At 64.6% G+C, this 24,622-nt stretch carries 21 protein-coding genes and 1 riboswitch; of the genes, 10 read left to right on the forward strand and 11 right to left on the reverse strand.

What is annotated here, in order from left to right:
- Window positions 1-42 precede the first annotated feature (42 nt).
- Both lysC and argA read right to left on the reverse strand, forming a co-directional pair.
- On the reverse strand, window positions 43-1,395 hold the full coding sequence (gene lysC / locus I6L39_RS14390; protein ID WP_216990025.1) for a lysine-sensitive aspartokinase 3: 1,353 nt from the start codon (window positions 1,393-1,395) through the stop codon (window positions 43-45).
- An 86-nt stretch (window positions 1,396-1,481) separates the two neighbouring features.
- Window positions 1,482-1,703: riboswitch (Lysine riboswitch) on the reverse strand.
- Window positions 1,704-1,809: 106 nt separating this feature from the next.
- On the reverse strand, window positions 1,810-3,138 hold the full coding sequence (argA, locus tag I6L39_RS14395) for an amino-acid N-acetyltransferase (RefSeq protein WP_042075580.1): 1,329 nt from the start codon (window positions 3,136-3,138) through the stop codon (window positions 1,810-1,812).
- 253 nt (window positions 3,139-3,391) lie between these two features.
- Between argA and msrA the strand changes: the two genes are divergently transcribed.
- Window positions 3,392-4,024: a peptide-methionine (S)-S-oxide reductase MsrA gene (msrA, locus tag I6L39_RS14400; protein WP_042075228.1), complete on the forward strand. Its 633-nt coding sequence runs from the start codon at window positions 3,392-3,394 to the stop codon at window positions 4,022-4,024.
- A 301-nt stretch (window positions 4,025-4,325) separates the two neighbouring features.
- Here msrA and I6L39_RS14405 read toward each other — a convergent pair whose 3' ends face one another.
- Genes I6L39_RS14405 through I6L39_RS14415 form a run of 3 tightly spaced genes read right to left on the reverse strand, consistent with a single transcriptional unit; the run spans window position 4,326 to window position 5,586 of the window.
- Entirely contained in the window at window positions 4,326-4,661 is a 336-nt protein-coding gene (locus I6L39_RS14405) for a DUF3802 family protein (RefSeq protein ID WP_216990026.1), read from the reverse strand.
- 11 nt (window positions 4,662-4,672) lie between these two features.
- Entirely contained in the window at window positions 4,673-5,209 is a 537-nt protein-coding gene (locus tag I6L39_RS14410) for a GNAT family N-acetyltransferase (RefSeq protein WP_216990027.1), read from the reverse strand.
- A 5-nt stretch (window positions 5,210-5,214) separates the two neighbouring features.
- Window positions 5,215-5,586 (reverse strand): MmcQ/YjbR family DNA-binding protein, encoded by a 372-nt coding sequence (locus tag I6L39_RS14415; protein WP_216990028.1) that lies wholly within the window; start codon window positions 5,584-5,586, stop codon window positions 5,215-5,217.
- Between the two features lie 107 nt (window positions 5,587-5,693).
- Here I6L39_RS14415 and I6L39_RS14420 point away from each other — a divergent pair, with 107 nt between their 5' ends.
- Window positions 5,694-6,491: an alpha/beta fold hydrolase gene (locus tag I6L39_RS14420; RefSeq protein WP_216990029.1), complete on the forward strand. Its 798-nt coding sequence runs from the start codon at window positions 5,694-5,696 to the stop codon at window positions 6,489-6,491.
- 24 nt (window positions 6,492-6,515) lie between these two features.
- Here I6L39_RS14420 and I6L39_RS14425 read toward each other — a convergent pair whose 3' ends face one another.
- Window positions 6,516-7,493, reverse strand: a complete 978-nt coding sequence (locus tag I6L39_RS14425; protein ID WP_216990030.1) for a LysR family transcriptional regulator — start codon at window positions 7,491-7,493, stop codon at window positions 6,516-6,518.
- Between the two features lie 63 nt (window positions 7,494-7,556).
- On the opposite strand from I6L39_RS14425, the gene I6L39_RS14430 reads away from it, so the two are divergent.
- From I6L39_RS14430 to I6L39_RS14450, 5 genes are read left to right on the forward strand one after another with little or no spacing between them, the layout of a single operon-like run.
- Window positions 7,557-9,254: an L-lactate permease gene (locus I6L39_RS14430; RefSeq protein WP_216990031.1), complete on the forward strand. Its 1,698-nt coding sequence runs from the start codon at window positions 7,557-7,559 to the stop codon at window positions 9,252-9,254.
- 13 nt (window positions 9,255-9,267) lie between these two features.
- On the forward strand, window positions 9,268-10,068 hold the full coding sequence (locus I6L39_RS14435) for a (Fe-S)-binding protein (protein WP_084202572.1): 801 nt from the start codon (window positions 9,268-9,270) through the stop codon (window positions 10,066-10,068).
- Window positions 10,061-11,497, forward strand: coding sequence for a LutB/LldF family L-lactate oxidation iron-sulfur protein (locus I6L39_RS14440; protein WP_216990032.1), 1,437 nt, complete (start codon window positions 10,061-10,063; stop codon window positions 11,495-11,497). The genes I6L39_RS14435 and I6L39_RS14440 overlap by 8 nt, the downstream gene beginning before the upstream one ends.
- A 1-nt stretch (window position 11,498) precedes the next feature.
- The gene (locus tag I6L39_RS14445) at window positions 11,499-12,143 is read left to right on the forward strand and encodes an LUD domain-containing protein (protein ID WP_216990033.1); all 645 of its coding nucleotides are present in this window, start codon (window positions 11,499-11,501) and stop codon (window positions 12,141-12,143) included.
- Window positions 12,143-14,935: an FAD-binding and (Fe-S)-binding domain-containing protein gene (locus I6L39_RS14450; RefSeq protein ID WP_216990034.1), complete on the forward strand. Its 2,793-nt coding sequence runs from the start codon at window positions 12,143-12,145 to the stop codon at window positions 14,933-14,935. The genes I6L39_RS14445 and I6L39_RS14450 overlap by 1 nt, the downstream gene beginning before the upstream one ends.
- Before the next feature lie 128 nt (window positions 14,936-15,063).
- On the opposite strand, the gene I6L39_RS14455 is transcribed toward I6L39_RS14450, so the two are convergent.
- The 4 genes from I6L39_RS14455 to I6L39_RS14470 all read right to left on the reverse strand — a co-directional run bounded on the left by I6L39_RS14455 (window position 15,064) and on the right by I6L39_RS14470 (window position 20,537).
- Window positions 15,064-15,765: a cold shock domain-containing protein gene (locus I6L39_RS14455; RefSeq protein WP_084202573.1), complete on the reverse strand. Its 702-nt coding sequence runs from the start codon at window positions 15,763-15,765 to the stop codon at window positions 15,064-15,066.
- A 573-nt stretch (window positions 15,766-16,338) separates the two neighbouring features.
- A complete protein-coding gene (locus tag I6L39_RS14460) occupies window positions 16,339-17,406 on the reverse strand; it encodes a lipocalin-like domain-containing protein (RefSeq protein ID WP_216990035.1) in 1,068 nt (355 codons plus the stop codon).
- Window positions 17,403-19,835: an FtsX-like permease family protein gene (locus I6L39_RS14465; protein ID WP_216990036.1), complete on the reverse strand. Its 2,433-nt coding sequence runs from the start codon at window positions 19,833-19,835 to the stop codon at window positions 17,403-17,405. The genes I6L39_RS14460 and I6L39_RS14465 overlap by 4 nt, the downstream gene beginning before the upstream one ends.
- Before the next feature lie 21 nt (window positions 19,836-19,856).
- Window positions 19,857-20,537: an ABC transporter ATP-binding protein gene (locus I6L39_RS14470; RefSeq protein WP_209791758.1), complete on the reverse strand. Its 681-nt coding sequence runs from the start codon at window positions 20,535-20,537 to the stop codon at window positions 19,857-19,859.
- 152 nt (window positions 20,538-20,689) lie between these two features.
- Between I6L39_RS14470 and I6L39_RS14475 the strand changes: the two genes are divergently transcribed.
- The 3 genes from I6L39_RS14475 (at window position 20,690) to I6L39_RS14485 (ending at window position 23,308) form a co-directional block, all read left to right on the forward strand.
- Window positions 20,690-21,163 carry a DUF4357 domain-containing protein gene (locus I6L39_RS14475; RefSeq protein WP_209791760.1) on the forward strand — a complete coding sequence of 158 codons (474 nt, stop codon included), beginning with the start codon at window positions 20,690-20,692 and terminating at the stop codon, window positions 21,161-21,163.
- Between the two features lie 132 nt (window positions 21,164-21,295).
- Window positions 21,296-22,723, forward strand: coding sequence for a sodium:proton antiporter NhaD (nhaD, locus tag I6L39_RS14480; RefSeq protein WP_216990037.1), 1,428 nt, complete (start codon window positions 21,296-21,298; stop codon window positions 22,721-22,723).
- Between the two features lie 18 nt (window positions 22,724-22,741).
- Entirely contained in the window at window positions 22,742-23,308 is a 567-nt protein-coding gene (locus I6L39_RS14485; RefSeq protein WP_216990038.1) for a pyridoxamine 5'-phosphate oxidase family protein, read from the forward strand.
- A 73-nt stretch (window positions 23,309-23,381) separates the two neighbouring features.
- Here I6L39_RS14485 and I6L39_RS14490 read toward each other — a convergent pair whose 3' ends face one another.
- Window positions 23,382-24,578 (reverse strand): Bcr/CflA family multidrug efflux MFS transporter, encoded by a 1,197-nt coding sequence (locus I6L39_RS14490; RefSeq protein ID WP_216990039.1) that lies wholly within the window; start codon window positions 24,576-24,578, stop codon window positions 23,382-23,384.
- Between the last annotated feature and the right edge of the window lie 44 nt (window positions 24,579-24,622).

Raw genomic sequence — 24,622 nt, forward strand, 5'->3', positions numbered from 1 at the left:
GGGGCCCGCCAGGTTTTGTACTGGCCAGGAGAAGAGCGTTGCTCAGTCGAGCAGCTCCCGGTGCAGGCAGTTGACGATGTGGCCCGCCTCGTCCTCTTTCACCAGGAAGCAGAGATTGTGGGCGCTGGCGCCGTAGCAGATCATCCGGATGTTGTGCTCGCGGATGGCGTCGAACACCTGGCTGCCCACCCCGGCCGCCTCGCTCATGCGGTTGCCGATGAGGGCCACCAGGGCGAAGCCGGTCTCCACCTCCACCTTGCACAGCTGGCCGAGCTCCGCCAGCACCTTGTCATTGAGGATGGGTTCGCCGTTGCTCTGGCTGCCGGTGTGATCCAGGGTCAGCGACACGCTCACCTCGGAGGTGGTGATGAGATCCACCGAGATGCGGTGGCGGGCCAGGATGCCGAACACCTCGGCCAGGAAGCCGTAGGCGTGGAACATGTTGAGGCTGTGCAGAGTGACCAGCACTTGGTTGCGGCGCAGGGCCACGGCCCGGAACAGGGGATTGGTGCTGGTGCTGGCGCGGATCCAGGTGCCGCCGGCGGCCGGATCCCTGGCGGAGCCGACGAACACCGGGATGTCCTGGCGCAGGGCCGGTTGCAGGGTGGCCGGGTGCAGCACCTTGGCGCCGAAGGTGGCCATCTCCGCCGCCTCCACGAAGCTGATCTCGGGGATGGGGCGGGCCCGGGTGACCAGGCGCGGATCCGTGGTGTAGATGCCGGGGACGTCGGTCCAGATCTCTATGCTGCCTGCGTCCAGCGCCTCGGCGAGCAGGGCCGCGCTGTAGTCGGAGCCGCCGCGGCCGAGGGTGGTGGTACGGCCGTCGCCATCGGCGCCGATGAAGCCCTGGGTGATGACGAGGTGGTCACCCAGCAGGGGGCCCAGCGTGGCTTGGCAGAGGGCGCGGGTCGCCGCGAGATCCACGGTGGCCTTGCCAAAGCGGCTGTCGGTGCGCAGCAGCTGGCGCGCATCCTGCCACTGGGCCTTGACGCCGCGCTGGTGCAGCAGCTCGGTGAACAGCCGGGTGGACATCAGCTCGCCGCAGGCGATGAGCCTGTCCGCAAGCTCGGCGTCGGTGTGCTGACAGGCCTGGCGCGCCATGGTGCGGATGTCGCCGAGCTGGGCGTGAATGAGGGCGCTCACGTCGCTCGGGTTGCCGAGCGCGGTCAGGATGGCCTGCTGGATCCCGGTCAGCTTGTCGAGCAGGGTGTCCTGCCCGGCTTCGTCCAGTTCGCCCTGGGCCAGGCTCACCAGCAGGTTGGTGACGCCGGCGCTGGCGCTCAGCACCACCACCCGGGTCGCCGGATTGGCCAGCACCACGTCGGCGCAGTGGTTCATGGCCGCGGCATCGGCGACGCTGGTTCCGCCAAACTTGGCGACGTTGATGAGGTTCATTGCATACTCCTGTCTCAAGGTGAAAATCCGGTTTCATCGGGCAAAAGAGAGGAGGAGGCAAAAAATGGCAGGAAAACGTGAGGATCCCGGCCAGAAGCACTCCACCCGTGGTGCCCATCCCGCAAGGATCCTGCTGGATGCCTGTGGGATGCACACGACCGATGACAACCCGGGGGATTCAGCCCCCGCAGCCGACGTGGCGGTGTCCAGTCACTCGCCTCGTCTCGGCGCTGCTCCCCCTGACCCAAGTTCGCAGGACGCTGGTGTCCTCCCTTGGGCTGCCTGGGCAGCGCTCCTCTTCTGGTGCCACCCTGGGGTGGCGTGCATGTACAAATACCCTGCACTGGATTGCACTGTCAATCGAGTTTGTAAAAAAGTACACAATTGACGGCAACCAGACACAAGATCAACAAGTTACGAAATGGTCTTGGACAAAACCTTGGAGCGGCGCTGCCAGTTGTAGAGGCGCTGGCGCGCCACCGGCAGATCCTCCACCTCCAGGGGATCGAAGCCCCGCTCCCGGAACCAGTGGATGGAGCGGGTGGTGAGCACGAACAGGCGGCGGATGCCGAGCCGCTTGGCCCGCTCGGCCACCTTGGCGATCAGGGTGTCGCCCCGGTTGGAGTTGCGGTACTCCGGGTGAATGGCGACGCAGGCCATCTCGGCCATCGCCTCCTCCATAAAGCAGTAGAGGGCGGCGCAGCCGATGATGAGGCCGTCGCGCTCTATGATGGTGAACTTGTCTATCTCCATCTCCAGCTGCTCCCGGGAGCGGCGCACCAGTATGCCTTCCTCCTCCAGGGGGCGGATGAGATCCAGGATGCCGCCGATGTCCTCTATGGTGGCGGCCCGCGCCCGCTCGGCGCTTTCGCGCACTATCTGGGTGCCGAGGCCCTCGCGGCTGAACAGCTCCTGCAGCATGGCGCCGTCATCCTGATAGCTCACCAGGTGGGAGCGGGGCACGCCACCCCGGCAGGAGGCGATGGCCGCGCGCAGGTAGCGGGCGGTGCCGGACATCTCTTCCCCCGCCTGCTCCAGCTCCGCCAGCAGCTCCTCGGCCTGCTCGGGGAAGAGCTCGGAGATGGCCTCTCCGTGTCTGTCCATGACCCCCTGGGTGCTGCTGAAGCAGATGAGCTTGTCCGCTTTCAGATCCACCGCCACCCGGCGGGCTACCTCTTCCGAGCTCAGGTTGAAGCTCTCGCCGGTGACCGAGCAGCCGATGGGGGAGATGAGCACCAGGCCGTGCTGATCCAGCTGGCGGGTGATCCCCTCCACGTCGATGCGCCGTACCCGGCCGCTGTGGCAAAAATCGATGCCGTCGTCGACCCCCAGCGGTTGGGCGGTGACGAAGTTGCCGCTCACCACGCTGATGCGCGCCCCCTGCATGGGGGTGTTGGCCAGCCCCATGGAGAGCTGGGCCGTGATGTCGTATTGCAGACCGCCGCACACCTGCTTGATGATGGCGAAGCTCTGGTCGTCGGTGACCCGGACCCGCCTGTGGTACTGGGCCTGGATGCCGGCGCGGGCCAGGGCCTCGTCATTTTGCGGCCGCGAGCCGAACACCAGCACCAGGCGAATGCCGAGGGTCTGCAGCAGGGCGATGTCGCTGACGATGTTGGCAAAGTTGGGGTGGCAGATGGCTTCCCCGCCGATCATCAGGACGAAGGTGGCACCCCGATGCACGTTGACATAGGGGGTGGACTGCCGAAAGGCATGGACCAGGCTGGGTTCGCGTTCACGCACGTGTTTCATTCCATAAAAAAGCAGCAATTCGCTCAATATATGAAAATTAATTCACAAATCAAGACTAAATATTGCATTGGTGTTTTTTTGCCGTGATTTTGACCAGGGGGAGGGAGAGGGGCCGCGAGGCGCACCGGAGGGCGGCCCCCGCCGCGGGAGGCCGCCCTCGGTTGATCCGGGCTAGGAACCTGTTATCTTCGGTGTTCCTTTTCGTCAGCCGCATCGCGCGGGGTTTTATACAAGGACAGGGTATATGGAGCAGATTATTTCACCGGCAGAGGCCCTGCCGGGACGGCGGGAAGCGCTGGAGATTGGCCAGCAGCACGCGGTAAACGGTCATCCGACCCAGGGGCCCTGGCCCGAGGGGATGGAGCTGGCCTGGTTTGGCATGGGGTGTTTCTGGGGCGTCGAGCGGCTGTTCTGGCAGCAGCCCGGGGTCTATTCCACCGCCGCTGGCTATCAGGGGGGGCTGACCCCCAACCCCACCTACAAGGAGGTGTGCAGCGGGCTGACCGGCCACGCCGAGACGGTGCAGGTGGTGTTCGATCCCAGGGTCATCGGCTATGGGGATCTCATCAAGCTGTTCTGGGAACACCATGATCCGGCCCAGGGGATGCGCCAGGGCGGCGACATCGGCACCCAGTACCGCTCGGTGATCTTCTATGCCGACGAGAGCCAGGAGGCCATCGCCCAGCAGAGCCTGGCCGCCTACCAGCAGGCCATGACGGCGAGCGGTGACGGGCGCACCATCACCACCCGCATCCTGCCGCTGGCGCCCTTCTACTACGCCGAGGATTATCACCAGCAGTATCTGGAGAAGAACCCGGAAGGCTATTGCGGCCTGGGGGGCATAGGCGTCTGCCTGCCCCCCAGCCTCAATCGCTGAGGCGTCGTCGTGCAACACGGGGCCAGCGGGCCCCGTGTCACATTTTTGAAAGAAGGGTGAAATAAATATCGAGAAAATACCGTCTGGCGGGGAACTAAACTGAACCAGGGCTGACCAACAGGTTAGCTACCATGGATGGAAGCCAAGACCAGACACCTTTGTTGCTCCGATATTCATTCAACTGACAAGCGCGATGAATTGACAATGCTAGCAAGCAGGGCTGCCCGATGAGGCGGCCCTTTTCATTGGCGTCTCGCCTCATTGGCGTCTCGACGCGGCACGGACGAGGGGCGGGAAGGGTCTAGCCTATGGTGTTGTCGAACAGGTTCTTGATGAGATTGATGAACTCGTCGAGGAAGGCGTGCTGGGCCGGGGTGGGGGCGCGTAGCCAGACGGCGGAGAGCACCTCCTCCAGATCGGCCACCACGGCATCGGCCTCCTGCATGATCATGAAGCGCACCTTGGGGTCGAGCTGGGGATTCTGCTCGCAGATGGCCATCAGGTTGTCGGCCACCCGGCTGCTCACCAGATCCTCTATGGTCTGGGTGCCGCTGCCCTGCTGCTGGCTCTCGAACAGACCCAGACTCTCTACCAGATACTCGATCAGCGCAATGTAACCGTCGCTCTCTACCACCATATGGTCGCCCTTTATTCAATGCCTTGGGGAAATGGTGGGTATTTTAGTGGCTGGCCCCCGCTTGGCAAGCGGCAGTAGAGGCGATGGCGGATAAAACGGACGCCGCCACGGTCCACCGTCTCCACTCCGGCCAGCTCGAAGCCGTGGCGCAGGAACAGGGCGAGGCTGAAGGCGCTCGCCTCCGTGGTCAGGAGACGCAGTCCCAGCCGGACGGCGTGCTCGAGCACCGCCTCCAGCAGCAGGGTGCCGATCCCCTGGCGCTGATGATCCGCGCTCACGTAGAGCAGGCTGAGGTGGCCGTCATCGCTCAGGGTGGCGAAGCCAAGGGGCGTCTCCCCCCGTTCGACGACCCAGCCGTGGTGCTCGCGCAACTGGCTGGCGAGGCCAGGGTGCTGGGCCCCCCTGGCCCATTGCTCCACCTGCTCCTGGCTGTAGTGCTCCGGGCCCAGGCGGCGCACCGACTGCTCGAACAGGGTCAGCAGCGCGGGGATGTGCTGCTCCCTCAGGGGCCTGATCCGGGCGGGCGCGGTGTTTTGTGTCTGCGGCATGGTTGTTATCCTGCCTTTGCTGATAAGGTCGGCGCCTGTGGCCGCTTGGCTTTGGGCAAGCCCGCCACCACGCGCTGGTAGGAGTGCACTATCCAGCCCTGCCAGAGCTCGTCCGGCAGGCTCTCGCTCAGGGTCACCGTGTTCCAGTGCTGCTTGTTCATGTGCCAGCCCGGTTTCACCTCGGGGTGGATCTCCCTCAGCAGCAGGGCGAGCTCGGGCTCGCACTTGAGGTTGATGCGAAGGGGCTCGGCCTGCCAGTCCACCAGGGCGAACATCTTGCCGGCGATGCGATAGACCAGGATCTCCGGGCCGAAGGGAGCATCCTCGGTGGCGCCGGGCTGGTTGAGCAAAAATTCACGCAATTGCACGAGTGTCATGGAGGACTCCGCTCTGGTCCGATCATGGAGGAAGCATGTTCACCGGGGTGAGCCATCTGTTAATATGCGCGCCGAGTATACCCCCCATCACCCCGGGAGCCCACGAGATGTTGTACCACAAGACCTTTGAACTGGGCCCCGATCGGGATTGGGTGGTGTTCGTGCACGGGGCGGGCGGCAGCTCCTCCATCTGGTTCAAGCAGCTGCGTGCCTATCGCGAGCACTTCAACGTGCTGTTGCTCGACCTGCGCGGCCACGGCCAGTCCAACCAGTTGCAGCAGGTGGTGAAGGGGCATTACAGCTTCCGGGCGGTGACCGAGGACATCTTGCGCCTGCTCGATCACCTGCGCATCCCCTATGCCCACTTTGTCGGCATTTCGCTGGGTACCATCCTCATTCGCCACCTGGCGGAGCTCTGCCCCGAGCGGGTCAAGAGCATGGTGCTCGGCGGCGCCATACTGCGCCTCGACATCCGCTCCCGGGTGCTGGTGCAGCTGGGCCGCCTCGGCCAGCACTTCCTGCCCTACATGTGGCTCTACCGCCTGTTCGCCTTCATCATCATGCCGCGCCAGCACCATCAGGAGTCCCGCAACCTCTTCGTGCGCGAGGCCAGAAAGCTGTGCCAGAAGGAGTTCAAGCGCTGGTTCCGTCTCGCCACCGAGGTGAATCCCCTGATGCGCTACTTTCGCGAGCGGGCCCTGCCCATTCCCACCCTCTACGTGATGGGGGAGGAGGATCACATGTTCCTCGCCCCGGTGCGCGAGCAGGTAGCCCGCGACCCTTACAGTTGCCTCGAAATCATCGAAAAGTGCGGCCACGTCTGCAACGTGGAGCAGCCGGATCACTTCAACCGCCAGTCCCTGGCGTTTCTCTCCCGTCAGGCGGGGACACAGCCTGCCACCTGACTCCAGGCGTTGCCGCGAGCCTGCTCACACGAAGTAGTGGGCGATGTCGAGGTAGCGCTGGCGGATATGCTCGATAAGCAACCTTATCTTGCGCGGCGGCTGGCGGGTGAAGGGGTAGACGGCGTAGATGCCGAGCTTCTTGCCCACCTGATCGGGGAAGAGATCCACCAGCTCGCCGTTCATCAGATCGTGATAGACCAGACAGCGCGGCACATAGACGATGCCGCGCCCCCCCAGCGCCGCCTTGCGCAGGGCACCGGCGTTGTCGGTTGAAAAGCTCCCCGACACCGACACCAGATAGTTGCCCTCTTCCCCCTTGAAGGCCCACTCCGAGGCCCCCGTGCTCTGGTAGGCGTAGCGCAGGCAGTTGTGGGTGAGCAAGTCTGACGGCTCCCGCGGCGCCCCGAAGCGGCGCACATAGGCGGGGGCGGCGCAGATGACCCACTGGGAGTCGAGAATGTGGCGGGCAATCAGGCTCGAGTCATCCAGATAGCCGGTGCGAATGACCAGATCGAATCCCTCTTCCACCAGGTTGACGAAGCGGTTGTCGAGCGACATCTCCACCGTGAGCCCGGGGTGCTGCTGGCAAAAATCGGCCACCGCATCGGCGAGCAAGAGCTCCCCCGAGATGGTGGGCACCGACATCCGCACATGACCGCTCACCTTTTCACCGAATCCCGCCACCGCGTCGAAGGCGTCCAGTGCGGCGGCCTTCACATTTTTGGCACCTTGATAGAGCGCCTTGCCCGCCTCGCTCAGGGTGAGCCGGCGGGTGGTGCGATAGAGCAGCTGGACCCCGAGTTCTTCTTCCAGGCGTCCGATCCGCTTGCTAACCACTGAATTTGTCAGGGAATTTTGTTCAGCCACCTTGCTGAAGGAGCCGGCCTCCACCACCTGGGCGAAGAGAATGAGGTCGTCGGTACTGGCCATATTTGTCGATTTTAGGAATGAATGTTGTTCATTATTTCCATATATCGCGAAAAAGGAACAGGGTAAGGTCACGTTCGCTTAACAAAACAACAACAAGGTGCGCCCGTCGCACGACCTCTGGACAAGGATGCAATGATGACAGACACCCTGTTGGCCCTGGTGGCCTTCTCGCCGATCGTGGTGGCCGCCGTGCTGCTGGTCGGCCTCAACTGGCCCGCCAAGCGCGCCATGCCCATCGCCTTTATCCTGACCGTATTCATCGCCCTCTGGGGCTGGCAGATGAGCCCGACCCGGGTGCTCGCCTCCAGCCTGCAGGGGCTCATCATCACGGTGACCGTGCTCTGGATAGTGTTCGGCGCCATCCTGATGCTCAACACCCTGAAACACACCGGTGCCATCGCCGCGATCCGCGGCGGTTTCACCAATATCTCGCCGGACCGGCGCATCCAGGCCATCATCATCGCCTGGTGCTTCGGTGCCTTTATCGAGGGAGCCTCAGGGTTTGGCACCCCGGCCGCCATCGCCGCCCCCCTGCTGGTGGCCATCGGCTTCCCGGCGCTGGCCGCCGTGCTGCTCGGCATGATGATCCAGTCCACCCCGGTGTCGTTTGGTGCGGTGGGTACCCCCATCCTGGTGGGCATCAACAAGGGGCTGGATAACCAGGCCATCGGCCACACCCTGAGCGCCGGCGGCAGCAGCTGGGACATCTACCTGCAGCAGGTGACCACCAACGTGGCCCTCATTCACGCCACCGTCGGCACCCTGATGCCGGTGCTCATGGTGATGATGTTGACCCGCTTCTTCGGCCGCAACCGCAGCTGGACCGAGGGGCTCTCCATCCTGCCCTTCGCGATTTTCGCCGGGCTCGCCTTCACCGTGCCCTATGCCCTCACCGGCATGCTGCTCGGCCCCGAGTTCCCGTCCCTTATCGGCGGCCTGGTGGGGCTGGCTCTGGTGGTGACGGCGGCGCGCCACGGTTTTCTGGTGCCGAAGAACACCTGGGATTTCGCCCCCGAGAAAGAGTGGCCCGCCGAGTGGCTGGGCTCCTTGAAGCTCGATCTCAAAGAGGCTGCCGGCCGCCCCATGTCGCTCATGCTGGCCTGGCTCCCCTATGTGGCGCTGGCCCTCTTGCTGGTGGCGAGCCGGGTGAGCCCGGAATTCAAGGCAAGCCTGTTGTCGGTGAGCCTCGCCTTCACGGATCTGCTGGGTGAGAAGGGGGTCAGCGCCTCCATTGAGCTGCTCTACCTGCCGGGGGGCCTGCTGGTGTTCTGCGCCCTGCTCGCCACCCTGATTCAAGCCCGAGCCCTGGCGCCCCTCGGCTGCGCCGTGAGCGAGTCGAGCCGCACCCTGATCGGCGCCGGTTTCGTGCTGATCTTCACCGTGCCCATGGTGCGCATCTTCATCAACTCCGGCGTCAACGGGGCGGATCTCGCCAGCATGCCGGTGACCACTGCGAATTTTGCCGCAGGGCTCGTCGGGGAGTTCTTCCCGGCCCTGAGCGCCACTATCGGCGCGCTGGGGGCCTTTATCGCCGGCTCCAACACGGTGTCGAACATGATGTTCAGCCAGTTCCAGTTCGAGGTGGCCCAGACCCTGGGGGTCTCCACCGCCGCCATGCTGGCGCTGCAGGCGGTCGGTGCCGCGGCCGGCAACATGATTGCCATCCACAACGTGGTGGCGGCGTCGGCCACCGTGGGCCTCTTGGGGCGCGAGGGGGCGACGCTGCGCAAGACGGCGCTGCCGACCCTCTACTACCTGCTGGCCACCGGCCTTATCGGGCTGGCGCTCATGTACAGCTTCCACGTCTCGGACGCACTGCTGCAGTTGAAGTAAAGGAGAGCAAGTGATGAAGGTAATGCGGGTCTATCCGGCCAAGCCGGCCGATGTCTATCTCTACGCCACCTGTCTGGTGGACCTGTTCGACCCGGTGGCGGGGCTCGATGCCATCGCCCTGATCGAGCGGGAAGGGATAAGGGTGCACTTTGTCGAGAAACAGACCTGCTGCGGGCAGCCGGCCTACACCTCGGGTCACGAGGAGGAGGCGCGCAAGGTGGCGCAAAGTCAGATGGCGCTCTTCCCCGAGCCCTGGCCGGTGGTGGTGCTGTCGGGCTCCTGCGGCGGCATGATGCACCATCACTACCGCCGCCTCTTCCCGGACAGCCCCGAGGTGGCGGCGTTTTGCGAGCGGGTGTTCGAGCTCACCGAGTTTCTGGCCCGGGTCTGCCGGGTGCGCTGGCGCGCCGTGGGGGAGGCGAACATCGTCATGCACACCTCCTGCTCGGCCCGGCGCGAGATGCAGGTGCACACCACGGCCCGCAGCCTGCTGGGGCAACTGGGCGGCGTCACCCTGCACGAACAGGCTTATGAGAGCGAGTGCTGCGGTTTTGGCGGCACCTTCTCGGTGCGCCACCCCCACATCAGCCAGGCCATGGTGGAGGACAAGACCCGCCACCTGCTGGCGACCGGCGCCGACACCCTGGTGAGCGCCGACTGGGGGTGCCTCTTGAACATCAAGGGATCCCTGGCCTATCAGGGCAAGACGCTCCCCGCCACCCATCTGGCCAGCTTCCTGCTCGCCCATAGCGAGCCGGTATCAGACAAACAAGGGGCTCAGGCCCTGCAAAAACAGGGGGCCCATCATGAGTGATCACGCCAAGTATTCGCCGCGCCGCTTCCACCCCCAGGCCGAGGCGGCCCTGGCCGACCCCGTGCTGCGCCAGAATTTTCGCGGCGCCATGGATTACCTGCGCGGCAAGCGGCGCGACGCCTTCGCCGACCCGCAGGAAGAAGCGGCGGTGCGCGATGCGGCCGAGCAAATTCGCCAGCGCTGCCTCTCGCGCTTGCCGGAGCTGCTGGAGCAGCTCGAAGCCAACTGCGAGCGCAACGGCATCCGGGTGCACTGGGCCCAGACACCGGCCGAGGCCAACGCCATCATCCTTCGCATCGCCCAACAACACGGGGTGAGCAGCATCGTCAAGGGCAAGTCCATGGTGAGCGAGGAGGTGGGCTTCAACCACGAGATGGCGCGCCACGGCATCCGCTGCCTTGAGAGCGACATGGGGGAGTTTATCGTCCAGCTCGACGGCGACACCCCGTCCCACATCATCATGCCCGCCATCCACAAGAACAAGCAGGAGGTGAGCGACACCTTCGCAAGCAACCTGGAAGGCTTCACCCCCACCACCGACGTGGACGAACTGATCCAGACCGGACGGCGGGCCCTGCGCGAAGAGTTTCGCCGCGCCGGCATGGGGCTCTCCGGCGTCAACTTCGCGGTGGCCGAAACCGGCAGCCTGTGCCTCGTCGAGAACGAGGGCAACGGGCGCATGTGCACCACTGTGCCGAAAGTGCACGTGGCCATCACCGGCATCGAGAAGGTGGTGGAGTTTTTCAGCGACGTGCCGCCCCTTTACAGCGCCCTGACCCGCTCGGCCACCGGCCAGGCCATCACCACCTATTTCAACGTCATCAGCGGCCCGCGCCGGGCAGGGGAGCTGGACGGCCCGGACGAGGTGCACCTGGTGCTGCTCGACAACGGCCGCAGCCAGGCTTACCGGGACGAGGAGCTGCGCAAGACCCTGCAGTGCATCCGCTGCGGCGCCTGCATGAACCACTGCCCGGTTTACACCCGCATCGGCGGTCACGCCTACGGCACCATCTACCCGGGCCCCATCGGCAAGATCATCTCTCCCCATCTGCTGGGTCTGGAAAGCACCCAGGATCTGGTCACGGCCTCGAGCCTGTGCGGCGCCTGCGGCGAGGTGTGCCCGGTGCGCATCCCCATTCCCGACATGTTGCAGCGCCTGCGCCGGGAGGCCAAACACGACGCACAGCCCGGCCACGAAACGCTGGCGGGGCAGGGGGCGGCCAGGAGCCGGCTCGAAACCCTTGCCATGCAGGGCTTTGCCTTCGCCGCCACCCATCCGCGCCTCTATCACGCCGCGACCGGTGTGGCCGGTCGCCTGCGTGGGCTGATGCCCAAACACTTAGGCCCCTGGACCCAGTGCCGCGAAGCCCCCAAACCCGCCCCCCAGAGCCTGCACGCTCTGCTGCGCCAGAAGAAGAAGGAGTTCTGATATGTCGAGCAAAGAGGCTATCTTGAACCGCCTGCGCGGCGCCGCCACCCCCATTGCCCACGCACAGCACGCCTGGCAGCCCTGGCGCGGGGAGGATGAACAGGCGCGGCGCGAGCGCTTCCTTAGCATGATCACCGCCAGCCACGCCGAGATCCTCACTGTCCAACAGGCAAACCTGGCCCGTGATCTGAGCGCCTGGCTGGATGAAGAAGGCGTGACGAGTCTGGCCTGTGGTCAGGGCGGCCGCTGGCAGGCGGCGGTCGCGGCCGCCTGCGCCGGGCGCTCTGTGCTGACCCCCTCTGGCGAGTTCGCCAGCTGGAAAGACGAGCTGTTCGACGTTTGTCAGGCGGGCATCACCCACTGCGCGGGCGCCATCGCCGATACCGGCACCCTGGTGTTGCTGCCGGATAGCGGCGAGCCGCGCACCTTATCCCTGGTGCCCCCCTGCCATATCGCCCTGCTGGCGGCCTCCACCATCGCCGACAACCTGGCGGGGCTGGTGGCGGCCGGGCGCTGGCAGCAGGCCATGCCCACCAATCTGTTGCTGGTCTCCGGACCCTCCAAGACCGCCGACATCCAGCAGACCCTGGCCTACGGCGCCCACGGCCCGAGCCGCCTGCTGGTAGTGCTGGTGGAGGATTGCTGATGCGCTGGAACCAGTTTGATGCCGCCGTGCTCTCGCGCATCCCGCCGGAGCGGCTGGTGAGCGACCCGGATCTGCGCCTCGCCCACGGCACGGACGCCAGCTTCTACCGTCTGGTGCCCGAGCGCATCGTGCGCCTCGACTCCCTCGATGAAGTGCGCTTTGTGCTGGGGGTGTGCCGCGAATTGGGCCTGCCGTGCACCTTTCGCGCCGCCGGCACCAGCCTCTCGGGCCAGGCCCTGAGCGACTCTGTGCTCATTACCCTGACCGACAGTTGGCGCGGCCACCGCATTTTGGACGAGGGGGCCCGTATTGCCCTGCAACCCGGAGTGATCGGCGCCGATGCCAACCGCTATCTGGCGCCTCTGGGGCGCAAGATTGGGCCGGATCCGGCCTCCATCAACGCCTGCAAGCTCGGCGGCATCGCCGCCAACAACGCGAGCGGCATGTGCTGCGGCACCGCCCACAACAGCTATCACACCTTGCACGCCATGACCCTGCTGCTGGCCGATGGCACCGTGCTGGATAGCGGCGATCCCAAGAGCCGCGCCGCCTTTGCGGCCAGGCGCCCGGAGCTGCTGATGGGGCTCGCCGCCCTGCGCGCCGAGGTGCTGGCGAATGAGGTGCTTGCCGCCAAAATTCGCCACAAGTACCGGCTCAAGAACACCACCGGCTACGCCATCAATGCCCTGCTCGACCATGAGGATCCCATTGATATCCTCACCCACCTGATGATCGGCTCGGAGGGGACCCTCGGCTTTATCGCCGAGGTGGTGCTCGACACCGTGCCCGAATACCCCCACAAGGCCTCGGCCCTGCTGGTGTTTCGGGACGCCGAGCAGGCCTGTCTGGCCACCTCGCGCCTGAAAAGTGCGCCGGTGGCGGCGGTGGAGCTGATGGATGGGCGCTCCCTTCGCTCGGTGGCGGGCAAGCCCGGCCTGCCGGACTTTATCAAGACCCTGGACCTGGCTGCCTGCGCCCTGCTTGTCGAGGTGCATGGGGAATCGAAAGAGGAGCTGGTCGATCGCTGCGAGCAGGTGACGGCCATGGCGGCCGAGTTTGTTCAGGTCGCTTCTGTGCCTTTTACCACCGACAGCGCCGGGCTCTGGGCCATTCGCAAGGGGCTCTTCCCGGCGGTGGGGGCGGTGCGCACCACAGGCACCACCGTCATCATCGAGGATGTCGCCTTTCCCATCGAGCGTCTGGCCGAAGGGGTTGCGGGGCTGCAACAACTGTTCGATCGCTTTGAATACGCTGAAGCCATCATCTTCGGCCACGCGCTGGAGGGGAACCTGCACTTCGTCTTTACCCAGGGGTTCGATGATCCGGCGCAGGTGGCCCGCTACGGCGCCTTTATGGATGCGGTGGCCGAACTCGTCGCCGTGCGCTTTGGCGGGTCGCTCAAGGCCGAGCACGGCACCGGCCGCAACATGGCCCCCTATGTGGAACTGGAATGGGGGCCGGAGGGGATGGCGCTGATGCGCCGCATCAAGGCGCTGCTCGACCCCGATGGCCTGCTCAATCCCGGCGTCATCATCAACGACGACCCCAGGGCTCACCTGGCCCACCTCAAACCCATGCCGGCGAGCGATGCCATCGTCGATCCCTGCATCGAGTGCGGCTTTTGCGAGGCGGTCTGCCCCTCGCGCACCCTGTCGCTCTCGCCGCGCCAGCGCATCGTGCTCTATCGCGAACTGGCCCGCCGCAATCGTGCCGATGAGCCCTCCAACCAGCTGGCCCGGCTGTTTGACTATCAGGGCATCGACACCTGCGCCGCCACCGGGCTCTGCGCCGATCGCTGCCCGGTCGGCATCAATACCGGTGCGCTCATCAAGAAGCTGCGCACTGACAAATACCGGCGCTTCGTGCCCATCGCCCGCTGGAGCGCCGATCACTTCGCCGGCGTCACCCGCACGGCTCGCGGAGCCCTCGGCCTCAAAAGGATTGCCGGCAAGCTGTTGGGGGACAAAGCGCTGGCCGGATTGGTGAACGGGGTTCGCCATCTGAGCGGCCAGCGCACACCCGCCTGGCTGCCGACCCTGCCGGGGCCGAGCCGCTACCGGTGGTCGCAAGGGGAGGGGAGCAATGATGGATCCATCGAGCGCGCCGTGGTCTATCTGCCTTCCTGCGCCAGCCGGGTATTCGGCCAGCAGGAGGATGCCCCGTCACTGCCGGACGTGGTGCAATCCCTGCTCCGTAAGGCGGGTTGCCGGGTCATAGTGCCGGCGAGAGTTGAGGGGCTCTGCTGCGGCATGCCCTATGACAGCAAGGGGATGGTCGAGGTGGCAGCTGCCAAGCGCAGTGAGCTGGCGGTGGCGCTGTGGCAGGCAAGCGAGCAGGGGCGCTGGCCCGTGCTGCTCGATACCAGCCCCTGCGTGCAGCGACTGCTGTCGGGGGCGCTCGGCAAGGGGCTTCGGGTGTTCGAGCCCTCCGCCTTTGTGCTGGAACACCTGCTACCCCACCTTGAGCTGACCCCCATCGACGAGACCGTCATGCTCCATATCACCTGCAGCAGCCGGCGCATGGGGCTGGGGGAGACGATGCTGGCGGTGGCCCGCGCCTGCGCCCGTGAGGTGATAATCCCTGAGCATATCCAGTGCTGCGGCTTTGCCGGCGACAAGGGGCTGATGACCCCGGAGCTCAACGCCGCGGCGCTTGCCAGCCTGCCAGCCCAGGTGCCCAGCGATTGCCGTCAGGGTTTCAGCAACAGCCGCACCTGCGAAATGGGGCTCAGCCAGCACGCCGGCATTCCCTATCACAGCATCCTTTATCTGGTGGATCAGGCGGCGAGATAAAGAAAGCCCCGGCAGAACAAGTTCTGACGGGGCTTTCTTTGTTGGAAAAATAGGAGCAAGAGTCTGACGTCTATTTTTAACGCCTATGGCCGCTAGCTGCTTCACACCAAGTTCTCATTATGTAATGTTCAACTCAGCCAGGATGCAATAGACACTAACCCTACTGGAATAACGATCATCATTGCTAGAACACCAAGGCAGCCGCTACCCCGGCTTGATGATGAGTGGAAATTATTACTTGTGTTTTCTCGGTTATTCAACCATTCAGCATGGCAATTTGAGCAATAGAGTTTTATTGTGCCCGTATTCCAAGCACGAATGGTGCGATTGTCAAACGGAGCATTGCAGCGACAGCGAGAACAGGTAAAAAATTTGTTTGAAGGTTTTTTTGGACGACTAAATAGAGCCAGTGGTATTATTGCAAAAAATGCAATTGGAAGTGATGTTGTAAGGTCTTTTTCTTTAAAATAGTTAAAGCCAGCTAACGTTATCAAAACTATAGCCAGGATTAAAAAAACATAATCCAGAGGTGTTTTTCTGACTGGTTCAAGGATGATTTTTTTATCACTTGACCCTCCCTTAGCACGATGGCTTTGTTTGGAAGGCTGTGTGATAGGACGAAGAGTCCAACCTTCATAGTAAACTTCTGTAGCTCTCACTCGTCGCTGACTATCGGTTTCAGTCTCAAACAATACCTCGTCATTAATCTGTGGCCTTCTGTCTTTGGGGCTTACAGCAGAAATATGAAAGAATGTTTTTTCTGAACCATCTTCTGGCGTAATAAATCCAAAGCCCTTGTCATCATTCCATTGAGTAATTTTTCCTTTCATTTTCTTCCCTGGGTGTCGAATGTTGAATTGACTGTGTTAATGTTCGAGGGATTGACAAAGAAAGTGATTTTTTATTCTTGTGTCCCTAGATGCTTTCTATATAGAGAAAGGTCTCACTGTGATTTTTATATCGTATACCACATTCAATCTTGATGTTGTGGATATATGACCCCCTGCCTAACTATCAGACAAAGATGTTTACTGGTGTCCAGTCCTATTTCATTACTCATTAAATCACACGGCTACCGCACGGAATATAGCCTCCGTTGTGCTGCGGTTAACCGATTGAAGAGGTACGAACCATCGCCGCTCCCTGGCTGCCTTTAGGGCTATGAGGGTCGCATGGACAGGGTACCAAGTGCAGCAGTCTATGTTGAGCAAAACGTTTTACTTTGGGTGTGGTTTGGTGAGTATTTTTGATGGGGATCAGAAATTGGAGGGGGCAGGAAATTTGGTGATGGCTGTTATTGGGAGGCTGTCTCAGAACCAAACCGTAGAGATGGTAACGGGGCGTAGACTTCGCCCCGCAACACAAAAAAGAGACGCAGCGAGAAAATGGGGGAGGCCTTGGGTTCAATACCCCGTCATCTCCAGATAACCGACGCCCTTGGCGTCTCCCGAGACGGAGACCGCCCCTTCCCAGTAGTCAAAACGCCCCGTCATGGCCTGATTGGGTTGGCGGGCCTTGATGACGAGATTCAAATCGGCGGCTGCCAGCTGCCACTCGATGGGGTAGGGCTGCCCCTTGGGGCCGCGCCAGGTCTTGCCGGGGGTGAGGTGGATCTGCTCTGGGTTCAGCACCCGGCTGCTGCCGTCCCGCTCGATCAGGATGCCGTAGCGGTTCTCCGGCTCAGTGCGGCCCGATTTGGTGCGCAGGCGAAACAGCATCAGCTCGCGGCCATCGTCAAATTGCAGCGAAAACCAGTCCCAGCCCGATTGCCACTCGGCCAATACCGAGCTGCTCCACTCGTGATCAAACCAACCCTCACCGCTGACGTTGCGGGTCTCCCCATCCAGGGTCAGGGTGCCGGTTATGGTCAGGCGCGGGTAGGAGTAGTAGAAGGAGGCGTTGCCCGGGCTCTTCTCGCTGTAACCCTGTTTGCCCTGTAGCACCGCCGGCTTGGCGGCGCTCACCTTCACATCAAGATCTCCCGCCTTGCTTTGCACCTTGAGGGTGGCGGGAAAGAGCGCTTCCCCTTGGGAGGCCAGCACCCACTCTTTCAGCCAATACTCACCGCCGCTGGCACCGGCGAGGCCCGGCCCCTGGCGGCTGGTGCGCTCGTCCTGCTGGTGGCTGCCTTTGCTCACATCCGTGATGGCGAACTGGGCCAGCCAGAGCTGGGGTGTGAGCCAGGGGTTGTCGGATTTTATCTCCTGCTCGATGCCTTGCCTGAACAGGGTCCACTGCATGCCGTAGCCGCGTCCCTGCTCGTCTTTCAGGTTGCCGGTGAGATACCACCACTCGGAGCGGTAGTCGGGGTGGGCGCCGTGATCCGCGGGCAGGCGGATGGACTGACCCGGCAGGGCCTTTTTGAAGTGATCGCTGCTGCCACCCAGGATGGCGCCCAGATCGTTGGCACTGATCCCGGTGCCATACAGGGTGCAGATCAGCGCCAGCGAGCAGATGTTGAATGTTTTCATACCACTCTCCTTGCGGCGTACCAGGAGGCGAACGCGCCAAAGACGGGAGCGAGCAGGAGCGCCGTGACGGCGTGCAAGGGGGCGGCCTCGAAGGCCAGCCGCCAGCCGAAGGCGCGGGGGTTGACCACCTCGATGAGCACCCAGGCAAGGCCATAGCCCACCGGCAGGGCCAACAGCGCGGTGAGCAGCCCCAATCCCGCCCCCTGCCACACCAGTAACCGGCGGCAGTGGCGGGGGCTCAGGCCAAGGCTCTGCAGGGTCTGCAACTCGCCGCGCCGGGCCAGCCCCAGCACCATAAAGGCCGAGCCGATGCCGACGAAGGCGATCCCCAGGATCAGCAATTTCAGCAGCTCGGTCACCACAAAGGTCTGGTCGAACACCTTAAGGGCTGCGGCGTGGATGGCGGGGGCGGGCAAGAGGCTCACCCGCTCGCCAAAACGGGCACGCAGCCGATCGCTCAGGCCCTCGGGGTCCGTGCTGAAGAGGGCGAGGGATTGCACGGCCCCGTCCTCGAAGGCGTGCAGTATCTGCCCCTTGTCGCTGCCGTAATCCTGATAGACACCGGTGACGGTGAGTGCCCTTGGGCCCTGTTCGCCGGTGACTTCGAGTGTCTGCCCCACCCTGACCCCTAGGCGCACCGTGAGCGGTTCGCTCGCCAGCACCTCGTCGGGGGCGGCGGGCCAGCGCCCGGCCAGCAGCGGATAGGCGGTTTTGAGCTCGGGGATAAAGTCCATCTGTGCCCACTCGATGGGCTGCCCCTGCCAGCGGGCGGGATGCACGGCGCGGCGGGAGGCGGCGCGCACGTCTGGCGCAGCAAGAATGGTGTTGAGAGTCTGCTCGCCCAGGGCGCCGCGGTTGCCCGCCACCCCTCTGGGGGCGCTGACATAGAGATCGGCGGCCAGACGCTGGCCGAGCCAGATCTCCACGCTCGAGCGAAAGCTCGACACCATGACCCCGATGCCGATGGCCGCCGCGATGGCCAGTTGCAGCGCCATCACCGCGATGGCGGTGCGATCCAGATGGTATTGGGTCTCGGCCACCGCGAGCCGGGCGGTAAGGGGGCCGCCGGGGCGGGATCTCAGCCGTCCCAGCACGGCGCGCAGCACATCGGGCAGGGCGAGCGCCATGGCCAGCAGCCAGCCGCCGGCCACGAAGAGGGCGCCGCCGAGCCCCGTTTGCGGCAACAAGAGGCAGAGGGCGCACAGCAGCAGGATGGCGATGGCCAGCCCCCGGCGTTGCCAGGGGTGAGCCGGCGGGCGGCTGTTTCCTTCCCGAAGCGCCAGGGGGGATTGGCGCAGCAGCGCCCACCAGCCGGGGAGGTTGGCGGCAAGGGTGCCAGCCAGGCCTATCAGCAGCGCCTTGATGAGGCTGGTCGGGGAGAGGCGCAGCATATCGATGGGGTTGGGGCCGTAGAGGTCGGCCAGCGCCTGGGTGAGCTGCCCCATCAGGGTCAGGGCCAGCAGGCTTCCCAGCAGCAGCCCGAGCAGGATGCCGAGGGTGGCGAGGATAACAAGCTCCAGGATGAGCCAGCCAAGCACCCGGCGCGGCGGCATGCCGAGGATGATGAGCTGGGCCAGCTGGGGGCGGCGCACGCTCTGCACGAAGCGCTGGGCGTTGAACACCAGAAAGAGCCCCACCGCCATGGCGAGCAGGGAGAGCGCCGTAAGGTTCAGCGCCAGGGCATCGCCGAGCTGGCTGACATCGAGGGCCGGGCTGATGGGTTCGAGCCAGAGCGGCTGATGGGGGAACTCGGATCCCTGCGCGGCCTGCAAGGCACTTTGCAAGGCAGTGGCCTGCGCGTCGCTCAGCTTGAAGACGATGCGATCCAGCCTTCCGGCCTTGCCAAGCAGGGGCTGGGCGAGGCCGATGTCGGTCACCAGCAGCCGCTCCATGGGGATGGCGCCGGGCTCGAAGGTGCCCGCCAGGGTGAGGGTGAGGGGGCGCTTCGACTCGTCGCCCAGCACAAAGGTCCGCGACTGGCCCGGCTGCCAGTCGAGACGTCTGGCCTCGGGGGCCGCGAGCCAGACGCTGTCGGCGCGGCTTAAGGAAAAATCGGGTTCGCGTGTCGGCTGCTCGCCAAAGAGTCGGCGCAAGGGGCCGGGGTTGAAGAGATCCATACCCAGGAGCTGGAAGCTGCGCCCCTGCGCGTCCTTGAGCCAGGCGTGCAGCTCGGGCATGGCATCAAGGCCCGGCTGGCTTCGCACCAGGTGCACGTAGAGCCGCTCATCCAGCCCGCCCCGGGGCGCCAGCCGGTAGTTGGCCTCCCCGGCGAGCTGGCTGCGGGCGGCGACGAAGTTGGTGCGGGCGCTGTGGTTGAGCAGCTCGATGGCCACCACCAGGGTGACCCCGAGGGTGAGCCCGGCCAGGCTCATCAGCAGTAGCCAGGGGTGGGCGCGATAGAGGCGCAGCAGCGCCTTCAGCGGCAGCATGGCGCCCCCGGGCGGCGGGCGTCACTCATGGCGGTGCCCCTTGATCTCGACCAGCCGGCCCCCCTCCAGGCGCAGCACCCGATCCGCCAGGGCGCCATAGCCCGGGTTGTGGCTCACCAGCAGGAGGCCTGCGCCGGTATCGCGCACCGCCGCCATCATCAGGGCCATCACCTGCTCGGCGTTGTGCTCGTCGAGACTCCCGGTGGGTTCGTCAGCGAGCAGCCACCGGGGTCTGTGCATGAGGGCCCGGGCCAGCGCCACCCGCTGGCGCTGGCCGCCGGAGAGCTGCTCCGGCCAGGCGTGGCGCTTGTGGCTCATGCCAAGGCGCTCGAGCAGGGCATCGAGGCGTGCGTCGTCCCGGGGCAGGTGATTGATCTCCAGGGGCAGGCGCAGGTTCTCCTCCACGGTCAGGGTCGGCAGCAGGTTGAAATCCTGATAGACGATGCCGAAATGGCGTCCGCGCAGCCGGGCCCGCTCGTCCGCAGGCTGGGTGTCGAGACGGGTCTGTCCCAGCCAGATCTCCCCCTCGTCCGGGGCGATGAGGCCGGCGATGAGGTTCAGCAGCGTGGACTTGCCACAGCCGCTTTGCCCCAGCAGCAGGCAGGTTTCCCCGGCGGCGAGCTGGAGATCCAGCCCCGCAAACAGGGGGAGCGTCTCGCCGCCGCTGGCGAAGCGTTTACTGAGGTTGCGCAGGCTAAGCATGGGATAACCGGTTGATGGTCAATGGCTTTCACAATGTCAGTCACTATGCCAGTTAGTGATCGCGCCTGCAAAAGGGATGAGGATCCTCGCTGGATCCCGCTCGCCTGTGGTGGTTAGAATAGGGCCCTCCATGGGTCACAGGATGAGCAAGGATGTTACACAAGCAAGTCAGTTTTATCGTCGACAGCAAGGGCGTCAAGCAGGCTGCCGTGGTTCCCATCGATATCTACAACGAGCTGATGACCCTGCAAAAGGCGCTCTCCGACAACAAGCCGGGGGAGCGCGAGCTCTACCACTTCAACGGCAAGGGGGCCGAGGCTCACGGTTATCCGGTGGGCAAGCGGCAGAACCCCGGCTTCATGGTGCAGGCGGGCTCCACCGCCAACGGCGAGGATGCCGCCTCCCTGCGCGAGGCGGTGATCGAGCTGCGCCAGGAGCTCCTGGGCAAGGGGGTACTCAGCCCTCGCCCCGAAGGGGGCTTCGTCTTCACCGCCGATCAGCTGTTCAACAGCCCGAGCCTGGCCGCCAGCCTGGTGGCGGGCAACAACCGAAGCGGCCTGGATGCCTGGCAAAACAGCGCAGGCTACACCCTCAAGCAATCCGGCTTTGGCAAGAAGGCGCCCTGACGACGGGGCCCGGTGCCGGGCCTCGCTCCCTTGATGTGAGCGCCCGCCCTGGGCAGGTCAGATGGCAGGGGGAGGGCGGCTTCCCTCTGTGCTGCTAGCCTCAATGCCAGACGGTTCTCAAGAGAAGCACCCATGTCTGGACTCCTGCGCCTCGCCCCCCTGCCCGTGTTGGCCCTGTTCTGTGCCCCCGCCTTCGCCGAAGGCGGCCCCCTCAACCTGACGCACACCGCCATCGGCCTCTTTGCCCTCGCCCTCTTCGCCCTGGCCTATGCCCTGGTGATGGCCGAAGAGTACCTGAAGCTGCGCAAATCCAAGCCCGTGCTGGTGGCCGCCGGCATCATCTGGATAGTCATCGGCCTGGTCTACGCGGGGCAGGGGCTGAGCCCGCTGGCGCAGGCGGGCTTTCGGCAGACGCTGCTGGAGTATGCCGAGCTGATGCTCTTTTTGCTGGTGGCCATGACCTATGTGAACGCCATGGAGGACAGGCTGCTGTTCGCCGTGCTGCGGGTGCGCCTGGTGCAGGCGGGCTTCAGCCTGCGGACTCTGTTCTGGCTCACCGGTTTTCTCGCCTTTTTCATCTCCCCCGTGGTGGACAACCTCACCACGGCGCTGCTGATGTGCTCCGTGGTGCTCAACGTGGCCAACGGGGAGCGCCGCTTCATCAACCTGGCCTGCATCAACATAGTGGTGGCGGCCAATGCGGGCGGCGCCTTCAGCCCCTTTGGCGATATCACCACCCTGATGGTGTGGCAGGCGGGCAAGGTCTCCTTCACGCAGTTTCTGCTGCTCTTCCTCCCCGCCCTGCTCAACTTCCTGGTGCCGGCCAGCCTGATGAGCCTGATGGTGCCACGCCTGGTGCCCGCCATGTCCGGAGAGGCCCTGGTGCTCAGGCGCGGGGCCCTCACCATAGTGCTGCTCTTTCTCCTCACCATAGTGACCGCCGTCGCCTGCCATCATTTTCTGGCGCTGCCCCCCGTGCTCGGCATGATGACGGGGCTCGGTTACCTGCAGTTCTTCGGCTTCTACCTGCGCAAGACACAGCCCGTCACCCTGGCCCGGGAGCGGGCGCTCTACGCGCGCACCGGTGACGAGGCCCGGTTGCTGCGCCTCGGCTCCATCGTGCCGTTCGACGTGTTCAACAAGATAGCCAAGGCGGAGTGGGACACATTGCTCTTCTTCTACGGGGTGGTGATGTGTGTCGGCGGGCTCGGTTTCATGGGCTATCTGGCGCTCGCCTCCCAGCTGCTTTACCAGGGGGATCCGACCCTGGCGAACGTCACCATCGGCCTGCTCTCCTCCCTCATCGACAATATCCCCGTGATGTATGCCGTGCTCTCCATGGAGCCGCAGATGAGCACGGGGCAGTGGCTGCTGGTGACCCTGACCACCGGGGTGGGGGGCAGCCTGCTCTCCATCGGCTCCGCCGCCGGGGTGGCCCTGATGGGGCAGGCCAGGGGCATGTATACCTTCGTCGGCCACCTCAAGTGGTTGCCCGCCATACTGCTTGGCTATATGGTCGGCATAGGGGCGCATCTGTGGCTCAACAGCGCCCTGTTCTGAGGGATTTGAGGAGGGAAGATGGGACAACTGTTCGGGGGGCTCTCGCCGCGCCATATGGCCTTCATCGAGGCGCAGAAGATCTTCTTCGTCGGCACGGCGGCGGGCGAGGGCACGGTCAACGTCTCCCCCAAGGGCGGGGACTCGCTGCGCGTCCTCGATGCCAACACCCTGTCCTGGCTCAATCTGACCGGCAGCGGCAACGAGTCGGCGGCCCATGTGCTGCACAATCCGCGCATGACGGTGATGTTCTGCGCCTTCGAGGGGGCGCCGCTTATTCTGCGGGCCTATGGCCGGGCGCGGGTGCTGCACCGGGGGGACGGCGACTGGGCGGCAGCGCTGGCACGCTTTCCCCCAAGCGTCGCGGCTCGCCAGATCTTCCTGCTGGACATTGAACGGGTCCAGGCCTCCTGCGGCATGTCGGTGCCCCTGTTTGACTATCAGGGGGACAGGGAGGATCTCGCCAATTGGTCGACCCGCCAGGGGCAGGAGGGGATCGCAGCCTACTGGCGCAAGAAGAACCAGGTGAGCCTGGATGGGCTGGAGAGCGAGATCCTGGTGCGCAGCGGGTTGCCGCCGGCCCCCTGAAGGTCAGCCCGCCTCCATGCAAGAAGCCCCGTCCGTGGACGGGGCTCCTTTTTGGGACTGCAGCGACGCCGCCTCAGGCGCTGCGCTTGCCGGTCAGCAGCCAGTAGCAGAGCGCCGAGCCCAGACCGCAGCCGGCGATGGCGACGGCCATGGGCAGCGGGGACTCGGGCGGATTGAGGTTGACCAGCACGCCCACCAGGGCACCGATGCCGAAGCGCAGGGTGCCCGCCAGCGCCGAGGCGGTGCCCGCAGACTGGGGGAAGTGGCCCATCAGGCCGGTCATGGCGTTGGCCCCCACCAGGCTGATGTGACCGACGAAGAGCACCACCGGGATGACGATGCCCCACAGGCCCCCGGTCTGGCTCCAGGCGTTGTAGATGAGCAGGGCCCCGGCCAGCGGCAGCACCGTCAGGCCGTATTGCAGCATGCGCTCGGCGCCCACCCCCTTCACCAGGCGGCTGTTGACGAAGGTGACCACCATCATCAGCAGGATGTTGAGGCCGAACAGCCAGCCGTAGTGCTCGGTCGGCACCTTGAAATACTCGATATAGACGTAAGGGGAGGCGCTCAGGAAGGCGAACATGCCCGAGCTCGACAGGGCGCCGCACAGCACATAGCCCATGGCGCCGCGGTGGGAGAGCACGCCCCAGTAGTTGCCAAGCACCTGGCCGAGCCGCAGGGGCTGCTTGTGCTCGGGCTTGAGGGTCTCCTCTATCTTCCACTGCATCACCACGCAGATGAGCAGGCTGATCCCCACCAGCAGCCAGAAGATCACCCGCCAGTCGGCGTGAGCGCTGATGTAGCCCCCCACCACGGGGGCTACCAGGGGGGCGAGCGTCATCACCAGGATGACGAAGGACATGGCCCGGGAAAACGCATCCTTCTCGAAAAGGTCGCGCAGCAGGGCGTTGACCACCACGGATCCCGCCGCTCCGCCGGCGGCCTGCAGCATGCGCCAGGCGAGCAGTTCGGGCAGAGAGTCGGCCATGGCGCAGCCCACGGAGGCCACGGCAAACATCGTCAGGCCCGCCAGGATCACCGGCTTTCTGCCGAAGCTGTCGGCGAGCGGCCCGTAGAACAGCTGACCGATGGCAAAGCCCCCGAGGAAGGCGCTGATGGTGAGCTGGGCACCGTCGATGCTGGTGGCCAGATCCCGGGCAATGGCCGGAATGGCGGGCAGGTACATGTCCACCGCGAGCGGGGTCAGCCCCGCCAGGGCACCGAGCAGAATGAAGAGAAAACGGGGGGAGAGGGAGCTGGCTTGAGGCATAGAGTATCCGTGTCGTGGGCAAGAGGCCAAGGGAGCAGGTGATC

Origin of the sequence: Aeromonas sp. FDAARGOS 1409, from assembly GCF_019048705.1 — a bacterium.
Classification (GTDB): domain Bacteria; phylum Pseudomonadota; class Gammaproteobacteria; order Enterobacterales; family Aeromonadaceae; genus Aeromonas; species Aeromonas sanarellii.